17 protein-coding genes are annotated in these 20,718 nt (G+C 41.3%); 8 read left to right on the forward strand and 9 right to left on the reverse strand.

The window, feature by feature from the left end:
* Positions 1 to 84 precede the first annotated feature (84 nt).
* Complete coding sequence (locus H5125_RS08525; protein ID WP_182744018.1) at positions 85 to 933, reverse strand: DNA ligase; 849 nt, start codon at positions 931 to 933, stop codon at positions 85 to 87.
* A gap of 400 nt (positions 934 to 1,333) precedes the next feature.
* On the opposite strand from H5125_RS08525, the gene H5125_RS08530 reads away from it, so the two are divergent.
* Entirely contained in the window at positions 1,334 to 1,705 is a 372-nt protein-coding gene (locus H5125_RS08530; RefSeq protein ID WP_101086801.1) for a diacylglycerol kinase, read from the forward strand.
* A gap of 17 nt (positions 1,706 to 1,722) precedes the next feature.
* On the opposite strand, the gene hdfR is transcribed toward H5125_RS08530, so the two are convergent.
* Positions 1,723 to 2,577 (reverse strand): HTH-type transcriptional regulator HdfR, encoded by an 855-nt coding sequence (gene hdfR, locus H5125_RS08535; RefSeq protein WP_182744019.1) that lies wholly within the window; start codon positions 2,575 to 2,577, stop codon positions 1,723 to 1,725.
* Positions 2,578 to 2,685: 108 nt separating this feature from the next.
* Here hdfR and H5125_RS08540 point away from each other — a divergent pair, with 108 nt between their 5' ends.
* The 3 genes from H5125_RS08540 (at position 2,686) to H5125_RS08550 (ending at position 5,644) form a co-directional block, all read left to right on the forward strand.
* A complete protein-coding gene (locus H5125_RS08540; protein WP_101086799.1) occupies positions 2,686 to 3,114 on the forward strand; it encodes a DUF413 domain-containing protein in 429 nt (142 codons plus the stop codon).
* A gap of 440 nt (positions 3,115 to 3,554) precedes the next feature.
* Positions 3,555 to 4,466 carry a hypothetical protein gene (locus H5125_RS08545; protein ID WP_101086798.1) on the forward strand — a complete coding sequence of 304 codons (912 nt, stop codon included), beginning with the start codon at positions 3,555 to 3,557 and terminating at the stop codon, positions 4,464 to 4,466.
* A gap of 152 nt (positions 4,467 to 4,618) precedes the next feature.
* The gene (locus H5125_RS08550) at positions 4,619 to 5,644 is read left to right on the forward strand and encodes a GGDEF domain-containing protein (RefSeq protein WP_182744020.1); all 1,026 of its coding nucleotides are present in this window, start codon (positions 4,619 to 4,621) and stop codon (positions 5,642 to 5,644) included.
* Between the two features lie 99 nt (positions 5,645 to 5,743).
* Here the strand turns inward: H5125_RS08550 and bioD are convergent, their stop codons facing one another.
* From bioD to bioB, 4 genes are read right to left on the reverse strand one after another with little or no spacing between them, the layout of a single operon-like run.
* Positions 5,744 to 6,451 carry a dethiobiotin synthase gene (gene bioD / locus H5125_RS08555; RefSeq protein WP_182744037.1) on the reverse strand — a complete coding sequence of 236 codons (708 nt, stop codon included), beginning with the start codon at positions 6,449 to 6,451 and terminating at the stop codon, positions 5,744 to 5,746.
* A gap of 7 nt (positions 6,452 to 6,458) precedes the next feature.
* A complete protein-coding gene (locus tag H5125_RS08560) occupies positions 6,459 to 7,220 on the reverse strand; it encodes a methyltransferase domain-containing protein (protein WP_182744021.1) in 762 nt (253 codons plus the stop codon).
* A gap of 20 nt (positions 7,221 to 7,240) precedes the next feature.
* The gene (locus H5125_RS08565) at positions 7,241 to 8,440 is read right to left on the reverse strand and encodes an 8-amino-7-oxononanoate synthase (RefSeq protein WP_182744022.1); all 1,200 of its coding nucleotides are present in this window, start codon (positions 8,438 to 8,440) and stop codon (positions 7,241 to 7,243) included.
* Positions 8,441 to 8,446: 6 nt separating this feature from the next.
* Complete coding sequence (gene bioB, locus H5125_RS08570; protein WP_162023394.1) at positions 8,447 to 9,499, reverse strand: biotin synthase BioB; 1,053 nt, start codon at positions 9,497 to 9,499, stop codon at positions 8,447 to 8,449.
* 114 nt (positions 9,500 to 9,613) lie between these two features.
* Between bioB and bioA the strand changes: the two genes are divergently transcribed.
* Positions 9,614 to 10,948 carry an adenosylmethionine--8-amino-7-oxononanoate transaminase gene (bioA, locus tag H5125_RS08575; protein ID WP_182744023.1) on the forward strand — a complete coding sequence of 445 codons (1,335 nt, stop codon included), beginning with the start codon at positions 9,614 to 9,616 and terminating at the stop codon, positions 10,946 to 10,948.
* 145 nt (positions 10,949 to 11,093) lie between these two features.
* On the opposite strand, the gene H5125_RS08580 is transcribed toward bioA, so the two are convergent.
* Positions 11,094 to 11,633 (reverse strand): Lrp/AsnC family transcriptional regulator, encoded by a 540-nt coding sequence (locus tag H5125_RS08580; protein ID WP_182744024.1) that lies wholly within the window; start codon positions 11,631 to 11,633, stop codon positions 11,094 to 11,096.
* A 224-nt stretch (positions 11,634 to 11,857) separates the two neighbouring features.
* On the opposite strand from H5125_RS08580, the gene H5125_RS08585 reads away from it, so the two are divergent.
* From H5125_RS08585 to H5125_RS08595, 3 genes are all read left to right on the forward strand, one after another.
* Positions 11,858 to 14,020 (forward strand): TonB-dependent receptor, encoded by a 2,163-nt coding sequence (locus H5125_RS08585; protein ID WP_259395422.1) that lies wholly within the window; start codon positions 11,858 to 11,860, stop codon positions 14,018 to 14,020.
* A gap of 60 nt (positions 14,021 to 14,080) precedes the next feature.
* Positions 14,081 to 15,388 (forward strand): cytosine permease, encoded by a 1,308-nt coding sequence (locus tag H5125_RS08590; RefSeq protein WP_182744025.1) that lies wholly within the window; start codon positions 14,081 to 14,083, stop codon positions 15,386 to 15,388.
* 79 nt (positions 15,389 to 15,467) lie between these two features.
* Positions 15,468 to 16,592 (forward strand): DUF917 domain-containing protein, encoded by a 1,125-nt coding sequence (locus H5125_RS08595; RefSeq protein ID WP_182744026.1) that lies wholly within the window; start codon positions 15,468 to 15,470, stop codon positions 16,590 to 16,592.
* A gap of 53 nt (positions 16,593 to 16,645) precedes the next feature.
* On the opposite strand, the gene H5125_RS08600 is transcribed toward H5125_RS08595, so the two are convergent.
* A complete protein-coding gene (locus H5125_RS08600) occupies positions 16,646 to 17,248 on the reverse strand; it encodes a glutathione S-transferase family protein (protein WP_220487284.1) in 603 nt (200 codons plus the stop codon).
* Between the two features lie 28 nt (positions 17,249 to 17,276).
* A complete protein-coding gene (locus H5125_RS08605) occupies positions 17,277 to 20,699 on the reverse strand; it encodes a NahK/ErcS family hybrid sensor histidine kinase/response regulator (RefSeq protein WP_182744027.1) in 3,423 nt (1,140 codons plus the stop codon).
* Positions 20,700 to 20,718 lie beyond the last annotated feature (19 nt).

A 20,718-nucleotide genomic window follows, 5' to 3' on the forward strand; every position in this document is an offset into this window, starting at 1 on the left:
GATCATTACTAATTGTAGTTCTACATTTAGTTTTACCATTATTATTTAATAATACACCACGCAACATGTCAGCAAGTTTGAGCGTTATTGTGATGGCCTTTGGCGTAGAAAAGTAGCAAATCTTGGTGTCCCTTTTTGAGTTAAGCCTAAATATTGATAAGTAATTATCGAACCAACTAAAGGTGGATTTTCTCGTTGTTTATCGCTTAAACCACTGCCTATATTAAACACGATCCCTGCAGGTGTTTTTACGATTAACGCACCTAGCTTACCTCTATATTTACCTTTACCTTCTGTATGACCAATCACTACAGCTTCAGCGTCATATTTGGGTTTGAGCTTAACAATATACTCACTGCGGCCGACAGTATAATGCGCTTGCTGATAATGTAACATCAATCCTTCACCGCCAGCATTAACGACGGAATCAAGCAGTGTAAACAGAGCTTCCGTTGAAACCACTGGACCCTGCTTAATGACCTGTAAATGTATGGAGGCCGTTTGTTCTACCAACATTTTCATTGCTAAATAGCGATCAATAAAAGGGCCGGAATGACGTGGTAAATCAAACATCATAAACTTGACTTCCAGCCACTCTTTATCAGGTACTTGCTGACGTCGAACCAATGCAGAAATATCTTCGAAACGATTACGACCTAACCAAAGTTCACCGTCAATAGCAGTATTAGGAAAACCAAGGGTAAACGACGCAGGTAGAGTCACTTTTCGGCCACTGCGAGTCAGCATATTACTGCCATCCCAATAGCCTCGAACGCCATCGAGTTTCTCGCTGATTAAGTATTCAGTGACGTCGATATCTTGTTGATACTTTGTTGCTAACTGAATAAGAGGAATTGATAACACTTCACTCTTTATCGTAAAGCAATGCAGTGAACTAATGACCAAAATTAAAATATAAGGTAGCTTACGCATGTGCAATCCTTGCTAATAATAAAATCCATTTAGTGTCTTTTCGTTTTTGTTCAAAAGTTTATTTCAATGCCTCAAGTGTTTACTGTATTGGGCATCAAGTCACTTCCGAGCAATACCGCTCAAAACACTGTTATAACACCTGCCATTCGTGACGAAAGACTTACGCCTGTTTAAAATGATTATCTGTAATGTTAAGTGAGCCTAGTACAAACAGAAGAATTATCCATTCATTGGTCGGGCTTATTTTGATATAAATCGATGCATGATGAGGGCAGATATCAGCACAACGATAAATGTTTTTTCTGCTCTACAGCACATCATAAGACCGAAATAACCGCTGGATGCATATGAACAGAATGTTACAATCTACGGAATGAACATCAAAAAGATAATGAGCAAAATGAAACCAGAGAACAATCATGGTCTAAAACGCGTATTTCGAGCGACAGGATTTTCAATGCTAGGGCTAAAGTCAGCGTGGAAAAATGAAGCGGCATTCAGACAAGAAACCGTGCTTGCTTGCCTAATGCTACCTATTGCACTACTACTCAATATCAGTAGTACTGATCGTATTTTGCTTATCATGACTGTGTTAATTGTATTGATTGTAGAATTGTTGAACTCCGCTATTGAAGCGGTAGTTGATCGGATTGGTGATGAGATCCATCCACTCAGTGGTCAGGCAAAAGACATTGCTTCTGCAGCAGTCTTTATCAGTTTAGTATTATGTGCCATCACTTGGGGCATCGTTATTTGGCCATTACTGTTTTAATAACAGCCAGACGAATATCATTTAGTGTGCTTAGCGGTAGTCAAAATTGAAATGGCTTGTTCAATATAAGCAAGTCTTTCATTTTCAGCCCAATAAGCAGCATACACATGCCGATGGATACATTTTGCATCATCGACAACATACAGAGTCCCGTTATCTAAATAAGGCTGTATGAGTGCCTCAGGCAAAAATGCACATCCGCCGTTATTAAGTATAAAGTCCAACGCCATACGAGCAGAACTTGTATGTAATACCGGCAAAGGTAACATGGTAAAATCCTGAGCATGAGTGATATTAAAGGCAGTCCCCCAATCTACTTTTATATAAGGTAAAGTAGGTGTTTGAGTAAGCTTAACGCCTGCTTGTTTGCAGACTAAATACAATTTTACTTCAGCAAGCTTAACTAATATAACGCCATCAAGCTTTGGAGGATCAAACGTAATCGCAATATCTAAGGTTCGTTCAATAAGTTGACGAGTCATTACTACTGCAGGTAACACATCCGTTCTTAAAGCCACTCCTTCCAAGCCTAAATGTAATGGCTGTAAAAAACCTTGTAAAAAAGCATCCCAAATATTATCGCCAGCCGACAACGCTAACTGAGCACTGTGCTGCTGATTTAAAATAATATCTTGTTTTGCTCTTTCCCAGGCGTTAAGCACGGCCTCAGCATGGCCGAGCATTCTTTCACCTGCCGGAGTTGGTTGAATGTTGTTACGTAAGCGTTCAAATAACTCTATACCCAGAATATTTTCTAATTGCTTTATCCTAAAACTGACAGCACTTCGAGTGAGGTATAGATTTTCAGCCGCTTTACCAAAGTGTCGAGTACGGGACACTTCTAAGAAGGTTTTTAATAAATCTGTATCCATAAAAATTCTTTACCATTAAGGACAAAATATTTTGATTTAAAAAATGATAATACTAGCCAATACTCCAGTTGCAAATCTTTATATCTCATAATCTAGAAGGTATTAGCCATGTCTCAGCAATCATTTATCAATGCAAAACAAGGTATTGATGCTAACACCAATGGTCATAGCAACAGTTTTCAATCTACTAAACGCTTCTATGATGACGTGAATTTCCCAAAAGGATTTAAACGTTGTGGTGATTTTACCAATAAGGAAGCTGAGTTGCTTGAACAACACGGTCAAGCAATGAAAAATTTAGCCGATGGCTCGCAGTTACCTTGTCATGTTGACGAAGACCAATTTGTTAACGTTTTACAGGGTAAAAAACCTGCAACAACACCAATGGAGCTATTGTGGTCTAAATATTGTCGTCTAGCAAAAGGCAAACCATTTTATGCTGTTGTTGGGACAATTCACGCGCCAGCAAGCTCTAAAGTTGAAATTGAATTTGACGATGTAGAAGAAGATGCTTCTGACACCGATGAGTCAGAATAAACTATCTTTCAACGGCTAAAGTCGCCACATGTAACATATTTGTTACACGAGTAGTAAAAGTAGAGTCAACATCCTGCTCTACTTTTCTTGTTCTGTCACATTTTTGTCACCCACCGCAGCTACGCCAATGCTCTGGCGCCTTTATCCGTGTTGACTTTTCGCTGGAATGGTTGTTTTTACACCGTTGAGTTCAAGCTATTAACGAAAACTTGATTTAGCGCAATAATTCTATACAAATACTTCACATTTAGTAGCAAGATGCTAGTATATGCACTGAACAGTTTGTCGTTTTTATTTTAACTTAATGTTTATGGCTGCGCATTTTGATAATCCTTATTTGGGATATCAGCGCTGAATAGGTTAGGTATTAAATTCGACAAAAGCATCATATGAAGACGCATATCCTGTGATATAGAAAAAATAATAAATGCGGAGTTTCAATGATAAGATCTTTTATTTGTATAGTGTTGTTGATATTAGGTACTCGAACTGCTGCGGCAGAAACGGAGCTATCAACTAACAACTCAACAGTTACCGACAAATATACCCTTGATATCGGTATGTTTTATGCTAATTCAGATTCAAACTTCATCGCTACAAACCCTAAAACAGGCGGAACATTCCCGGTAGACTTTGAAGATGAACTGCTACTTGCTGAAGAGCAATACTTACCCTACTTTGAATTCACATTCTCTTTCAACCAACGCCATAGTATTTATATTGATTGGAAGTCGTTGGATCGCAAAGCAGACACTGAAACGGTATCAGAAGATTTTATTCTTGAAGATATTGATGGAAAAGACTACCTGATTGAAACTGGCGCCAAGCTGAATACCGAACTCAATATTGATATTCTGCGAATTGGCTATGGTTATGACATATGGCAAGGAACTCATTACGCTGTTGGAGTATCCGTTGGTATACATACCATGTTTATCGAAACCGCTTTTAAAGGCACTATCGGTATTTGCGTGCCAGACTCAACCTTAACCAGTTTATGCAACGATGCAGTAGCAACACCTGAAGTGATAGACGATACTCTAACGGCGCCTCTACCAGACATTGGCCTTTACGGCTCTTACGAATTTTATCCTGGTTGGACATTTGATGCTCACGCCCAATATTTTGCTATCAAATATGATGATGTAGATGGATCACTTATCGATATCCGTTTAGGTGTTGAAGCTAAGGTTTGCGATAATTGGTCATTAAAACTGGCTTACAACTATTATGATGTTGATGTCACAATCGAAAAAACACGTAATGTCGGTAATATTGAACAGCGTACTTTTGATTACAATATAAACTACAGCTTTACTGGCCCAATGTTTGCTGTCTCTTACGTTTTTTAATATGATTCAAGTCACTAAAAAAGCATCTTCGGATGCTTTTTTGTTATTTGTATCACTATAATATCATGGTACAAACTCTGCTATTATTGTTATATTTACTTCAATTGTAGATTTTTTAAAGTCTTTCCTTAGCCCGGATCATGAGGCACTTAATGTCGAACACTCTACTGCAAACCGCTGCAGCCAATTTGAAAAAAGCTGTTCCGTTAATGTTAAAATATAGAATACCCACAACACCAACAAACTACGCGCTTTGGTATGCTTACGTGGGAGAACAAAACCCGTTACTTAATCAAGAGTTAGATACTGCAGTAAAACAAAATCAAACCTGTTCACCAGTGACCAGCGAATTGTTATATCGTAAACATGTGGCTGATCCGGTTGAGCTAGATGTGCGCGACATGCGTAAGAACCTTGATGCTATGGTATGTGAATTATCTCAGTCACTCAAAGATACTAATTTGGACACTGAGACATTTCAAAATCAAATTGATAAAGATTTTAAAAAATTAAGCGATCTTGAAAATCAAGGTTTCTCTCTCGAGCAAGTGATTGGTATTATTAGAAATATCGTTAAAGAATCTTCCAGCATCCGTTCTAGTACCGTGAGTTTTACCGAACAACTCCAAAAAGCTCAATCAGAGATTGATACTCTCAAAACTCGTTTAGCTGAATCTGAAAAAGACATGCTATTTGACGCCCTAACCAATGTGTTAAATCGCCGTGCATTTAACACTGACATTGAAGCGCAAATAAGTTCAGCCCCTGCGGGTACCTGCATGATTTTAATTGATATTGATCACTTTAAAACCTTCAACGATAATTTTGGTCATCAACTTGGTGATTTAGTCCTAAAAACCGTTGCGAAACGGATCCAAGAAGCCTGCCGTGACGGAATTAAATTGTACCGTTTTGGTGGTGAAGAGTTCGCCATTATTGTGCCAAGTAGTCAGTTTAGAGTTGCTAGACAATTAGCTGAAGGCATTCGCAGAGCGCTCGAAAAACTCAGTGTCAAAGACAGACGCAGTGACAAGGTTATTGATTCGATAACCGCATCTTTTGGTGTTGCTGAATGGAAACCTAAGCAAAATGTATCGCAATTAATTGAAGTAACCGATAAGTTACTGTACGAAGCAAAACGCTTAGGTCGTAATAGAGTGATGCCAATCGCAAACTAATCATTCTGGTAATATCAATTGATTGATCGCCCGCTTTTGCCTGCTCATACTGAAAAGCTAACTGCGGGCAAAGTTGGGCTTAATATTTTCGACTACGAATTACTTCGGTAATTGCAGATAACTCGCGGCATGTTCAGCTGTTGCATTGGCTAAATGAGGCACATAACCTAAAAATGGTCCCTGCATCATCTGCTGTAAACTGTTGAGGTTATCGTCAATAAAAGCCATATCAGGGTCCACTTGATTAGCAACCCACCCCGCTATCGACAATCCGTCGGCCAACACAGCCTCTTGAGTTAATAACGCATGGTTTAAACAGCCTAGTTTCATGCCTACAACTAAAATAACCTCAACCTGAGATATCGCCTGTTGACCTTGAACCAGCTGAATTTGTTGTAGCTTGGCGTGCAATAATTTAACAGTCTCAGATAAATACTCACCATTACCTAGTGGTAAACGCCAGCCACCAGCACCTTCTATCAAGGCAAAATCTGCATCTAACATCGCGGGATGGTACATAGTATCAAGTACACGTTGAGCCGTTAATGTTTGATTAGTTTGTTTGGCAGCAATGTGCGGCGCTATAGCGGGTTCAAAACAAATAGGATTCACCACTTGATACGGTAAATCCATATTCGACTGAGCTATTAGCATTAAGGCATCACTGTTGCGTAAGCCCACGTCGGTGGATATACATCCTGATGCTATCGGTTTAAAGCCGCATTTATGGCCTTGAGCCTTGGATAATAATGCAGCCGAAACTAAGGTTTTACCGCTGTCGGTATCGGTTCCTGTCACAAAGTACAACATCGTTTCAACCTCGCTTGGCGCGGATATACGCAATTTGATAAGTTAATGGCAAGCCTTTATCGGTACGCATTGTTTCTGCAAGTACGATGCGTTGCTGCCATTGTTGCTTTGTGAGTGGCTGATGTTGTGTTGCATTGTTTTCGTCTTGTTGAGCAAACGACGCACCCACACCCTTTATTGAGTACAGCAAGCTGCGCAAATCATCAAAATACACGCTAATACTCTCAACATGGATATCAATGCTGTGCCAATCATCCACAGTCGTATGAGATGCACTCAATGCGGCATTAAGTGCCGATACGGAATAAAATGGGTTAACTCTAAAGCCTAATGTTTGTAATTCAGCCAAACTGCCATCAACAACTACACTAAGATGACACTCACCATTTTGTCGCAATACTCGATGAAACTCAGCAAATGCTTGTGGTAACGTTTGGCACCATTGCAAGGCTAAATTAGAATAGATACTGTCAATGGAAGCACTCTGTAATCCAAGCGCCTGTGCGTCGCTGCATATCGGTAAATAATCAGGGTGTTGTTTGGTTAATTGCTTAAGCATGCCATGAGCGATATCAACCGCAACGACCTGCTTAACATCAAAGGCATGAAAACTCGTACCAGGACCGGCACCGACATCAAGTAAGGTGCCAAATAGATGCGCATTGTCTAATAATTGCTTAGCGGTAATACGTTGTAATACATCATGTTGCTTGTAATGAGATGCGGCGATTGAAAATTTGCTTGCCACTGGATTATCTAACGTCATGAGAGTCTCATTGATACGATTTATTTAGCCACTGTTTGTGGCGCTAATGCACCTAGCTTTGCGTCAGTATCACTATATTGGTGAATAAGCTGAGTTAAAGTGCTCACAAGTGATTGAATATCAGAAGCTTTATGCTGTGCATTTAAAGTAATACGCAAACGCGCCTGTCCTTTTGGCACGGTTGGTGAACGAATAGCACCAACTAAAAAACCTTGTTGTTTTAACTGCTGCGCAATAGCGATAACCTGATGATTATCACCGATCATAATCGGTTGAATTGCGGTAGTAGAAGACGTAATACTCAATTTATTTACTAATGCGAGTTGCCTAAACAATGCAATATTAGCCGTTAATTGTTCCAATAATTCTGGGTGAGTTTGTTGCCAATTAATTGCCGCTAATGCTAATTGAGCATTGGCTGGCGATAAAGCGGTTGAGTAAATATACTCACGACACGTCGCAACCAAGTAATCAATCACTTCTGCGGAGGCTAAAATAGCGGCGCCTTGGCAGCCTAGCGCCTTACCAAAGGTGACGACTTGAATATCGACATTATCGGCATTAACAAACGAGCTTGGTAATACCCCAAAACCATGGGCATCATCAACAATGAGCCAACAGCCATGTTGCTTACATAAATCCGATAGCTCAACAATGGGGGCTATGTCGCCGTCCATACTGAATACGCTCTCGGTAACCACTGCGGTATTGGGATTTCGTTCAATAATGCGTGCAGCGCTATTGATTTCGTTATGCAAAAATCGGCTAATTTTGCTGCCGCTGTCTTTTAAACCGTCAATGACAGAGGCATGCACCAATTTATCAGCAATGACCGTATCATCGGGGTTAAACAAGGTTTTCATTAACGCGCTATTGGCACTAAAGCCTGAACTAAACAGCATACAAGCTTGGTGACCGGTAATCTCACATAAACCTTGTTCCAGCGCCACATGGGCTTGGCTATAACCACTTACGAGCGGTGATGCCCCACTGCCCACACCATATACTGTTGCACCGTCGTAAAGTGCTTGTGCTAACGCTGGTTCATGGGCTAAACCTAAATAATCATTGTGACTAAAATCAATCAATACAGACTGTTGCGACGTTGCTGTCACATGTCGCTGGCGTAAAAGACCTGCTGCGTTTAGTTCAGCAAGCTTTTCACTTATCCTTAAAGCTATTGGGTGTTTCCCAATCGCAGGCAGACCTAATGACGTCATGCTTAATTACAGCGCTGCTGCGTCAAAAAACTGCTTGGTCGACTTATCTTGTATGGCGTTAGCTTTGGCTAATAATGCGTTATCTGTTTCAATGTGGGCTTGCGGGCCTTGTTCCGGGTGCAAACCTAAACGACGGAACAAATTCATATCATCGTTTTCTTCTGGGTTTGCTGTAGTTAATAGCTTACAACCGTAGAAAATAGAGTTAGCACCAGCAAAGAAACACATAGATTGAAGTTCATCACTCATGCTTTCTCGTCCTGCAGATAAACGCACCCGCGACTTAGGCATAATAATGCGGGCTACAGCAATGGTGCGCACAAATTCAAGCGGGTCAAGATCATCTATATTCTCAAACGGCGTACCGGCCACTTTGACTAACATGTTGATTGGCACCGAATCTGGATGTTGTTCTAAATTGGCCAATTGTTGCAATAAACCGGCGCGATCTGTGGCTTGTTCGCCCATTCCAACAATGCCGCCAGAACAGACTTTCATCCCAGATGCACGTACGTTTGTTAGCGTATCTAAGCGACTTTGATAGGTGCGAGTGGTAATAACGTCGCCGTAATATTCTGGTGAGGTATCAAGGTTATGGTTGTAGTAATCCAAACCAGCATCGGCTAATTTCCCGGCCTGCTCAGATGACAACATGCCTAATGTCATACAGGTTTCCATGCCTAAGGCACGAACATCTTTTACCATTTGCGTTAAATATGGCATATCTTTGTCACGCGGGTTACGCCAGGCTGCCCCCATACAAAAACGCGATGCTCCAGCAGCTTTAGCACTTTTAGCCTCGGTTAATACTTTATCAATTTCAAGCAAACGTTCTTTTTCAAGGCCAGTGTCATAGCGTGCGCTTTGTGGACAATATTTACAGTCCTCAGGGCATGCACCGGTTTTAATTGATAAAAGACGGCTTATCTGCACTTCGTTAGGGTCAAACGTTTCACGATGAATACTGTGAGCCTTAAACAATAAATCATTCATAGGCAGCGCAAACAATGCTTCAATTTGTGCTTTTTGCCAATCGTGACGAACTTCAGCTAACGACATGGTTCATTCCTTTATTTTGATTTTATGTTGGCTAGGATACCCTGAGCCCGTAAACTGTCAACGCAACAACCACTTTGCGCTTTACTAGTGGTCAAATGATGAGCACCTATAATTATGGCACTTCCCGACACAAATACCACTATCGATTACGCTTTCGATGCACAACATATATGGCACCCTTATACCTCTATGACCCAGTCTCTGCCTGTATATGGAGTCGTTTCCGCTCAAGGTTGCGAGTTGACTTTAGACGATGGCAAGGTACTTATAGATGGCACCAGTTCGTGGTGGTCTTGTGTCCATGGTTATAGTCATCCGACCATTTTAACGGCTATGCAAAAGCAGTTATCACAACTGAGTCATGTGATGTTTGGTGGCATAACCCACCAGCCAGCCATTGAAACCTCAAAACGCTTAGTGCAGATGACGAGTGATAATTTAACTAAGGTTTTTTTAGCCGACTCGGGCTCAATTGCAGTAGAAGTTGCATTAAAAATGGCGCTGCAATATTGGCAAGGCCGAAATCAACCACAAAAGCAGCGGATTATGACCGTAAAAAGTGGTTATCATGGCGATACCTTTGCCGCGATGAGCGTATGTGATCCTGATGGTGGAATGCACACCATGTTCGGTAATAATGTCACTGAACAAGTCTTTATCCCTGCGCCAACGTCTAAGTTTAATGACCCCCTTAACCAAACAGATTCACTAGCTTTAGATGCTGCATTTGCTCAACATCACCAAGATATTGCAGCCGTAATTATTGAGCCCATCATGCAAGGCGCTGGCGGAATGCGTTTTTACTCCCCAGCGTATCTGACTAAACTTCGTCAACTTTGCGACCAATACGATGTGCTACTGATTTTAGATGAAATAGCGACTGGATTTGGCCGCACCGGCACCCTATTCGCTTATGAACATGCCAATATTGAAGCGGATATTTTGTGTGTTGGTAAGGCCTTAACCGGTGGATATATTAGCCTCGCGGCCACCTTATGCAGTGACGAAGTAGCTAATGGTATTAGTGACTCACCTGCAGGTGTATTTATGCACGGTCCTACCTTTATGGGTAATCCATTGGCATGTGCAGCAGCGACCGCCAGCTTAGATTTATTGCTCCAAGGTGAGTGGCAACAACAAGTTAGCGCAATTGAATCTCAGCTTAAGCAAGAACTTGCTAGTGCGATAGATTTACCGCAAGTGAGAGATGTCCGTGTGTTAGGGGCTGTTGGGGTAATTGAAATGGTCAATACAGTCAATACAGCTGAATTACAACAAGCCTTTGTTGAGCTTGGTGTCTGGGTAAGACCATTTAATAAATATATTTATCTTATGCCGCCCTACACCATCAGTGCTAAGCAATTAAATAAGCTAACCTCATCCATGCTCACGGTCGCAAAAGGCATTGATGCCACACCTGTTAAGACTCAATTTATTAGTCACGGTTAATCGCATTAAGAGGAGTACTTTTTTGTACATCTGACTTGAGGTAATCAAATGCTAATTAACCGCAACTTGGGATAAGTGTTAATGAGTATTTTCGTTAGTTGGTTAGTAATAAAGGCCGTTGATTCTCTCATCGGCCCCATATAAGCTATACAGTGGCTCGCTCTGACACTATTTCTCCATCATGTTCATTATCATCAAGCCATTTTAGTTTTGATAATGGATAGCCTAAAAACCATTTAGCTCGTTCGAGTACAATGCGAGTTTTAATGTGTTTTATCCGCAAATCTGTTTGATCACTTAATTCTGAGCACACTTCATTAAGCTTTTTAAGATTAGGAAAACAACTTAACGAAATATAATCCACATCGCCACTCAATTGCATGCAATCCATAATCTCTGGGATCTCGTGAATACGGCTAACAAATCGTCTTCTCGATGGCGCACTATTATCTTCTAAAGTAAATTCTATATAAGCCAACACGTGCTCACAAAGCTGATCTAAGTTAACGTCGGCATGTAAATTTCTAAAATAGCCTGCCTCTTTTAATGCTTTGACTCTTTGAAAACATGCGCTAGGCGATAAGTTTACTTTTTCAGCTAATTCAATATTGGTAAGCGCACCTTCTAAGTGCAAGGTGGATAATATTTTTTTATTGTAGCTGTCAATCTTCATTTTTTTCTTCATATTGCCAACCTATCGAATTTAGTGGGTTTCCTATACTGAATCATCTGTATTTAAATTACCAAAATAACCATATTCACGCTAAATACAATAAATAATTTTCGCATTCATACCCAACTACAAAATATTATTTTGCAAGTAAAGCTGCAAAATGGCTGCAAGTCATTATTTTTAACAATCTGATTACGATTCACAATAACTAATATAACCCCAAAGAGGGAACGGTCATGAGAAAAAGTACCACTACAGTTCTTACAAAAAAATCTTTTGTGGCAGCAGCAATTTCAATGGCCTTGTGCTCTCCCTTAATGGCTGAAGAAGCCCAAGATCCAGAAAGTAACACCATCGATACTACTGGTGTTGAACGTATTTCAATTACGGCTCGAGGCCGTACTGAGACGTTACAAAACGTTCCAGACTCAGTCACCGCGTTTAGTGCCGATATGATTGAAAACCAGCGCATCACCAGTTTTCGCGATGTTGCCGACATGACCCCAAACCTAAGCCAACTGGATAACTTTCGCCCAGGTTTAGCGCGCATTACTATCCGCGGACTTATCACTCCACAAGTTGGCGATGCCCCACTCGCGTTTGTGGTCGATGGTGTCACCGCACCAGATTTAGAATTCATCAACCAAGATTTGGTCGACATTGAACGTATTGAAGTCATGCGCGGTGCCCAAGGCGCCCTGTACGGCAAAGGTGCTGTTGGCGGCGCGGTCATTGTTACCACCAAAAAGCCTACTGAAGATATTGAAGGTTCGGTAAAAGGCTCTATTGGTAATGGCAATACTTATAAACTTAGTGGCGTTGTATCAGGTTCGCTTAACGAGTCAGACAACGCATTTTTTCGGGTTGGCGGTTACACCAAAAATACCGATGGTTTAATCGATAACGTTTTTTTAAATGACCAAGCAGATTATTTATCCGAAAAATCTGTGTTTGCACAACTTGAATTTGATTTATTTGAAGAAACCAGTTTAAACCTTCGTGGACGTTACACCACCAGTGACGCTGGATTTGCTTATTATCAAAATGTGTCAGAAGACACTATCGAAGACTTTAATCTACCTACCTCAAACAATATATATAACAACGACCAACGTGATGTTTACGAATTAAGCGCTAAGTTGAGCCAAGATTACGACCTCGGTACCTTTGATTTTATTACGGCCTACAGCAATTCAACTAACGAGCATTTTTACGATGGTGACTACTCTGCTGATGCAACTTTTATTGATGAAGATGGGTTTTTCCGAGCTCCATTTGCTACTGAAGGTTTGTTTGATGTTGAATCCTTCACGCTAGAATCGCGTTTTACCTCTCGCAGTGACCAAGCGCTTCGATGGGCAGTATCGGCCTTTTATCAAGATAAAAAACGTGATAATACCATTAACTTTTTTGATGATTTCGCCGGCGACACCCCAGAATCTCGATCAGATTTTACCAACGACAGCATCTATTTTGTTATCGCTGATAAAAATACTAGCAACGCTTGGGCATTAGCAGGACAAACAAACTACGACGTCACCGATAAACTTGAACTGACTACCGCATTACGTTTCGATAAAGACAAACGCGAATCTTATGACCCAAATGCTCCTGACGCCACATTTGCAGAGCAAACCTTCAGTCAATGGCAGCCTAAAGCGACGCTTGCTTATCAAATGACCGAAGATTTACTGATGTTTGCCGGTTATTCAAAAGGCTTTAGAAGTGGTGGGTTTAATGAGCCAGCTGAAGGCATCGATCGAAACTTTAAAAAAGAAGTATCAGACAGCTATGAAGCAGGGTTTAAAACATCTTTGTTTGACAATCACCTAACCTTAAATGGCGCCGCGTTTTGGATTGATCAAACTGATGCGCAAATCACTCAATTTAATGTTGATACTTTCACCCTAGAAAACCTCTCGATTGATAACGTGGTGACTAAAGGGCTTGAGTTAGAAGCAGATTTAGCACTGATGGAAGATTTAGATGTCCGTTTTAGTGTGGGTATCATCGATTCTGAAATCAAAGAATTTGCTCGTCAACCTAGTTTAGAAGGTAAACCTCAATTCTTCGTGTCTGACTATAATTATGGCCTTTCAGTCAATCATAGTTATGAATTGAATGGTAATTGGACCTTGATGTCCCGTGCCGATATTCAAGTTGTGGGTCCGCAGTCATTCTCTATCGATATTCCTGATATACGCTCGTCAGCATCAACGACCTTGAACCTTGGTTTAGGGGTTAAATCTCAAGACTGGACAGTACAAGTTTATGTCAATAACGCGACAGATGAGCGCACTATTGAAGACTTATTTTTATTTGGTGATGGTGTAACCGATCTTGCACGTCAACCTAATAAACCGCGTAGCTTTGGTATTGAAGCGATTTACAACTTCTAACCATTCGCTCATTGTGTTGTATGGCTCCAACATTGGAGCCTTAATTTATTAGGGACAAGCATGCCAGATCACACATCTCTTCATGGTTTACTCGAAGATTATGCTACAACACCGGTTCCAGAGAGCAAGACCCACAATGGCTGGAGCATTGGCATGGTCAATGGCGGACTGGCTTTTGCAGTACCGGGGTTAATTACCGGCTTAGAAATTGGTTCAGCATTAGGACTAGAGCAAAGTATTTATGCCTTTTTACTGGGCGGACTCATATTGTCCATACTCGGCACCATCACAGGTATCGTCGGAATGAAAAACCGACTCAGCTCCTGTATGACGATGAAATTTGTATTCGGTTTACAAGGTGCAAATATTGTCAGTCTTGCATTTGTGATATCACTACTAGGCTGGTATGGCGTCAATATCAATTTATTTAGCGATGTCACTGAGCAGCTATTATTACAGCTATTTCAAACTTCCCCGTCGATTTGGGTCATTGATGTGGTATCAAGCTTCTTTATTACCATTACCACCATCTGGGGCTTTAAAATTATTGAGCGAGTATCGAGCTTATTTGTTCCTATCCTGTTTATGTTAGTGGCTTATATGCTGTACAAAAGTATTGGATTTGTTACTGATCCTTCTGACGTTGCCGCAGAATTTACTGCCAGTAGCTTCACTTTTGGTGAAGCAGTATCTGCCGTGGTTGGTAGCTTTATTGTGAGTGTGGTATTGATGCCAGACTTTAGCCGCTTTGCCGCCAAGCCAAAAGATGCCGCCATCGCTTCCTTCCTGCCCTTTTTAGGGATCAGTAATTTTGTCTATATTGCCGCCGCTATGGCCGGCCTTGCGGTCAAAAACTCAGATGTATTAGCGGTCATGCTGACGCTAGGTTTAGGCGTTAGCGCTTTTCTACTATTGATAGCATCGAGTTGGGTCACTAATGTGGTTAATTTATACAGTGCCGCACTGGGGTTTAATGCCATAAAGCCAACTTGGCATGAATGGAAAATCATTATTGGTTGCGGAATATTAGGCGCGTTTATGGCCTCACTCAATTTGCTCGACAGCTTTACCCATTTTATTTTTAGCTTGTCGATTATTTTCAGTCCTGTTGCGTCTATTTACACTGTCGATTTTTTCATTATACGTCGTCAGAGACGCTACAACATCAGTGAGCTCCCACAGGTTAATGCATTCAACATTCCCGCTATTATTGCTTGGGGGTGTGGTATCAGTGCCTCTTTGATGGCTAATCAAGGTTGGTTTACCTTAACGAGCATCGAAGTGTGCGATGCCATGTTAGTCACGGTGCCGGTGTATTTCCTAGCTCATAAATGGGCAATGAGATCTAATGCGTCCATAAGCCAATAATCGGCACAACCATTCATTCGATGCCTTTTTTATCTGCCCGCATTCATCCAATCGGGCGAGTCAGCCACAAGAGAACAATATGAAACGATTAAACCGAACTGAACTTGCAGATATTTTACATGGCTGTGTCATTTTAGGCACTGGGGGCGGCGGTGAGATTGATGAAGGATTTAAGTATATCGATAGTGCACTCGCAGCAGGTAAAACATTTAAATTAGTCAGTGTCGACGATGTGCCTGCAGGCAAAAAAATCTGCACACCTTACATGCTAGGGGCATTATCACCAATGTCGGCTGAAGAGGAAGCTGTTTATGCCAGATTACCTAAAAGCAATCAATCTTCAATGATGACCGCCTTTAAGCGCCTTGAGCAATATACTGGGGATACATTTTACGGCACTATTTGCTGTGAACTAGGTGGCTCAAATACTGCTATTTCATTCTATGTGGCTGCGATGGCTGATGGCTACATTATTGATGCTGATGTCGCAGGCCGTGCTGTACCTGAAATTACTCATTCAACTTATTACTTCAATAATATCCCTGCTGCACCGATTGTCACGGCTAATGAATTTGGTGAATGTTTTATTTGTGAAAACATCATCGATGACTTACGCGCTGAAACCGTGGTGAGAGCGTTATCGGTTATCAGTCGTAATGATATAGCAGCCATAGACCATGCAATGCCGATTGAACAGGTAAAAGACGCAGTCATTAAAGGTACCATTTCACAATCACTTGCTATAGGTAAAGCCTATCGAGAAGCTAAAGAACAAGGTATTGATATTGCCCAGGCCATTGCCAGTCATGGCGGCGGTTATGTTGGATTTAGAGGTAAGGTTAGCGAGTTTAATTTCCGTGCTCAGCAAGGGTTTACTTTAGGCGAAGTGTTGATTAATGGCACGGGTGAGTATGTAGATAATCAATATCATATCGAAATTAAGAATGAAAACCTTGTTGGCAGGTTGAATGGTCAAGTTGATGTCACCATTCCAGACTTGATTTGTATTCTCGACATGGACAACCAAAAAGCCATTACTAACCCTAATCACACTGTGGGTATGAATGTTGCTGTGGTGATATTACCTGCGCCAAAAGAATTTATGACTGAACGCGGATTACAAGCTTTTGGACCTGCTTATGTTGGGTTAACCAGTGCATTTGAACCGGCAATACCAAGATACTTAGCAGCTAACAAACTGTAAAAAATGGTCATTGAGCATTCTTCTAGAATGCTCAATGACATACGTGTACATTCCTACCCCAACATGGAAATAAAGCCAGGTTGTTGAGTCACTCTTTCAAGCCATTGGCGAATATATGGATAGTGATTCAATTCAAAGCCACCTTGATGAGCTACATGAGTGTACGCAAACAAAGCAATGTCCGCTAAGGTAAGCTGCGAACCACACAGAAAGGATTGCTTAGCAAGTTCAGCCTCCATAACCGCCAGCGCTTTATGGCCTTTAACGTGCAGTGAGTGATATTCAACTAAACGATCATCAGGCAACCCTAAATACAACTGAATAAAGCGTGCAACGGCAATATATGGCTCATGACTATATTGTTCAAAAAACATCCACTGGTACATTTTCGCTTTACTAAAGACATCAGTTGGGATCAACTCAGAGCCTTCTGCAAGATAACCCATAATGGCATTAGATTCAGACAACACTCTGCCATCATTGAGTTCAATTGATGGTATTTTTCCTGCTGGATTTTTAGCTAAAAACTCTGGTGTCTGCGTTTCACCTTTCGTGATACTTATTTCTTGCCATAGATGCTCAACACCTAGCATATTCAGCACCAGCTGCACTTTATAACAATTACCTGACATGCTATCGCCATAGGCTGTGATCATTAGTTGTCCTCAACGCTAAATAACTCACTTACTTTTTGACCAGACTAGAAATTAACGCGCGTAATGCGGCAGGTTTAACCATCTTAGCCATATAGTGATAGCCGCGTCTTTCGACATCATCAACCAACTCTTTATTGGTATTGGCAGTAATTAATATTCCAGGTAAATGTTCACCATAACGACTGCGAATACCATTCATCGCATCAATACCATTTTGATCATCATCTAAATGAAAATCAGCTAACATGATGTCAGGGGCAACCCCTTTAAGCCCTAACTTAATTCGAGCATCAGCAAGATCTTTGGCACAAATAACCTCGCATTGCCAACGACTTAATAACGACTCTAGCCCCGCGAGAATGGCATCTTCATTATCAATACACAATACTTTAATGCCAGCTAAAGGCTGTAATAATGTTGGTAAAGGCTTAATGCTTATTTGGCTGACCGTTTCACCTAATGGCACGAATATAGAGAATAGAGAACCATGGCCTAAGGTTGAACTTACATGAATTTGATGATCAAGTACTTTGCTAATCCGATCGGCAATCGCTAGCCCCAGCCCCAAACCACTGACATTACGACTACTGGGATGATTAAGACGTTTAAACTCTTTAAAAATTTCTTGTATATCAAACTCATTAATCCCACAACCCGTATCGAGTACTTGAATCTCGATAAAGTCACCTCGATGTCGGCAACCAAATAACACTTTACCACCTCGAGCATAACGATAAGCGTTGGTTAAAAAGTTTTGTAAAATACGCCGCAACAATGAAGGGTCGGAGTTCACCGTCGCGGTAGAGGGCACCATCGAAAAAGAAATTTGGCTGTCACTTGCCATTGCATCAAATTCAACCGATAAACCATTAATCACTTCAGCAATAGCAAAATCACGGCGGTTAACGTCCACCATGCCAGAGTCGAGCTTAGAAATATCGAGCAAATCGGTCAATAACTCTCCCGCTATTTTCAACGAACTATTCACATGAGTTAAGGTGGTGCGGGCTTCAAGATCCAGATTAGGATATTGTGATAACGATGCTGTAAATAATCTCGCGGCATTTAGTGGCTGCATTAAGTCGTGGCCCACTGCGGCTAAAAAGCGAGTTTTAGACGCGTGTGCCATTTCTTCCTGTGCTTTAGCTTCAAGTAATTCACTGTTTAACATTGCCAATTCATAGGTTCGTTCTTGTACCCGACTTTCTAATGTTTCATTGGCTTCCAGTAACGCCTTCTCTTGTAAGCGATATTGGGTAATGTCAGTAAATGTCATTACAAAACCGCCATCAGGCATTGGGTTTCCTTGAATTTTAATGACTTTACCATCTTGGCGTTCACGTTCAGATGTGTGCGGTGTTCCATTACGCATATGTTGAACTCGCACAGCAACCTGGTTTTCAATGTCTCCAGTACCACAAAAGCCGCGCAATGCATTAAATCGCACCACATCAGCAATAGGCATACCTTGGACTAAAAAGCTTTCAGGGTACTGGTATAGCTCGACATAGCGATAATTCCAGGCAACTAAATTAAGATCTTTATCGACCACACTCATGCCTTCATAAGCATGTTCAATTGCGCCACGTAACATATCTTGGCTTAAAATAATTTTAGAGGATGCTTCATCAACGAGACTGAATACTTCATCCAGCGCCAAATCGCGGCCTTGCAGGACTGAGTCCATCACTAATGATGCACTTGATGCACCTAAAACCCCCGACAACATATGTTCGGTGTGGGCAATTAATTCTTCTGGGGCAGCTTTGTACCAACTGTCACTTTTTACTGCATCGGCTGAAAAACGACTAAAACTCTCATAAGCACGCGTAGGACTCACAAATCGGCTAGCCAAAATTAACAAATCTTGTTGCGAAATAGGCCCTTGACGTTTTTTTGAATCTTTTTTTGATGACCAAGGTTTAACAAAATTACTCGCTTGAATGCGCTCAGCAACGCCAGCTCTAAACCAAATAGATCCTAGTACATAGCAAAATATATTCGCTAACAAAGCAATCAAAGTATCACTAACATTTGGGGTTATCGAATTGAGTAAGCCTGACTCACTACCAATCAAACGGGCTTCACCGGCACCTTGAAGTAAAATAAAACACCACAGGCTAAAACCGACAGCAAGGCCTAGATAGACACCAGCTCGATTGCCGTGCTTCCAATATAATCCGCCGACTAGTGCGGGGGCTAGTTGAGAAAATGCACCAAAGGACATCATCCCCAAATGTGAAAGTGAATCACTGTCGGTAAACAGTAAGTAACTCAAATAGCCGAAGCCTAAAATAACCACAATCGATAAACGGCGTACATTTAACAATAATTGAGAAAATTGGCTGAAGTTCTTTTCCCTTATTTGCCCCGTTCGCAGCAAAAATGGCACCAGCCACTCATTACTGACCATCACACTGATAGTCACCACAGCAACAATCACCATCCCCGTTGCTGCAGATAAACTACCTAACAAGGCAACAACCGCTAATATTGGTTGGTCTAGTGCCAAAGGCAAATTAATCACATAGGTATCAGCAGATACCGAATCACCCAAAATAATTTTACCGGCTAATGCTAATGGCGCGACAAACAAGCCAAACAAGGCTAAATAAATCGGAAATATCCAACGTGATTTTTTTAAAATATGCTCGCCGCCACACTCGACCACCATCACATGGAACTGCCTTGGCATACATAAAAAAGCGGCCATTCCAACAAATAGTTCAGGGAGAAACGACTCTAAACGAATGTGACTATTTTCGATTAATGCTTTATCTGATGCCTGCTGCCAAATATCGCCAAAGCCATCAAAAACACCAAAACTAATTACCACGCCGACTGAGATAAATGCCGCAAGTTTAACCAATGACTCAAACGCAATCGCGACCATCATTCCAGGATTATGTTCAGTCGCATCTAATTTACGCGTACCAAATAAAATGGCAAAAATGGCCAGTAACATGGTGATCAATAATGGCACCGCCACTGGGCTTAAGGGGGTATCATCAGGTTGAAATAAGTTAAGGCTAAACACCATTGCTTTAAGCTGTAGTGCGATATAAGGCATGATGCCAAACAATGCAATAAGCGTGACTAAAGCCGCTAATAACTGTGACTTGCCATAACGAGCAGCAATAAAGTCGGCAACTGAAGTAATGTTTTGTGCTTTAGACACTACAACCATTTTTCGTAGCATGCCAAACCCAAGGGTAAACACTAATATTGGGCCGACAAAAATAGGTAGAAATGACCATAAATCATTGGCTGACTGACCTACTGTGCCTAAAAAACTCCATGATGAGCAATACACCGCTAAGCTGAGCCCATAAATCCATACTTGAGCTTTTTGATTTATTTTACTAAACCATCGCTCGGCACCCCATGCCAAAATAAACAGCAATGACACATAACACACCGCAATCACGGCCACGATTAAGGTTAAGTTCATGAAACGTCCGCTATCACTT

Source organism: Shewanella sp. SR44-4 (assembly GCF_014163715.1).
In the GTDB taxonomy this organism is placed as follows: domain Bacteria; phylum Pseudomonadota; class Gammaproteobacteria; order Enterobacterales; family Shewanellaceae; genus Shewanella.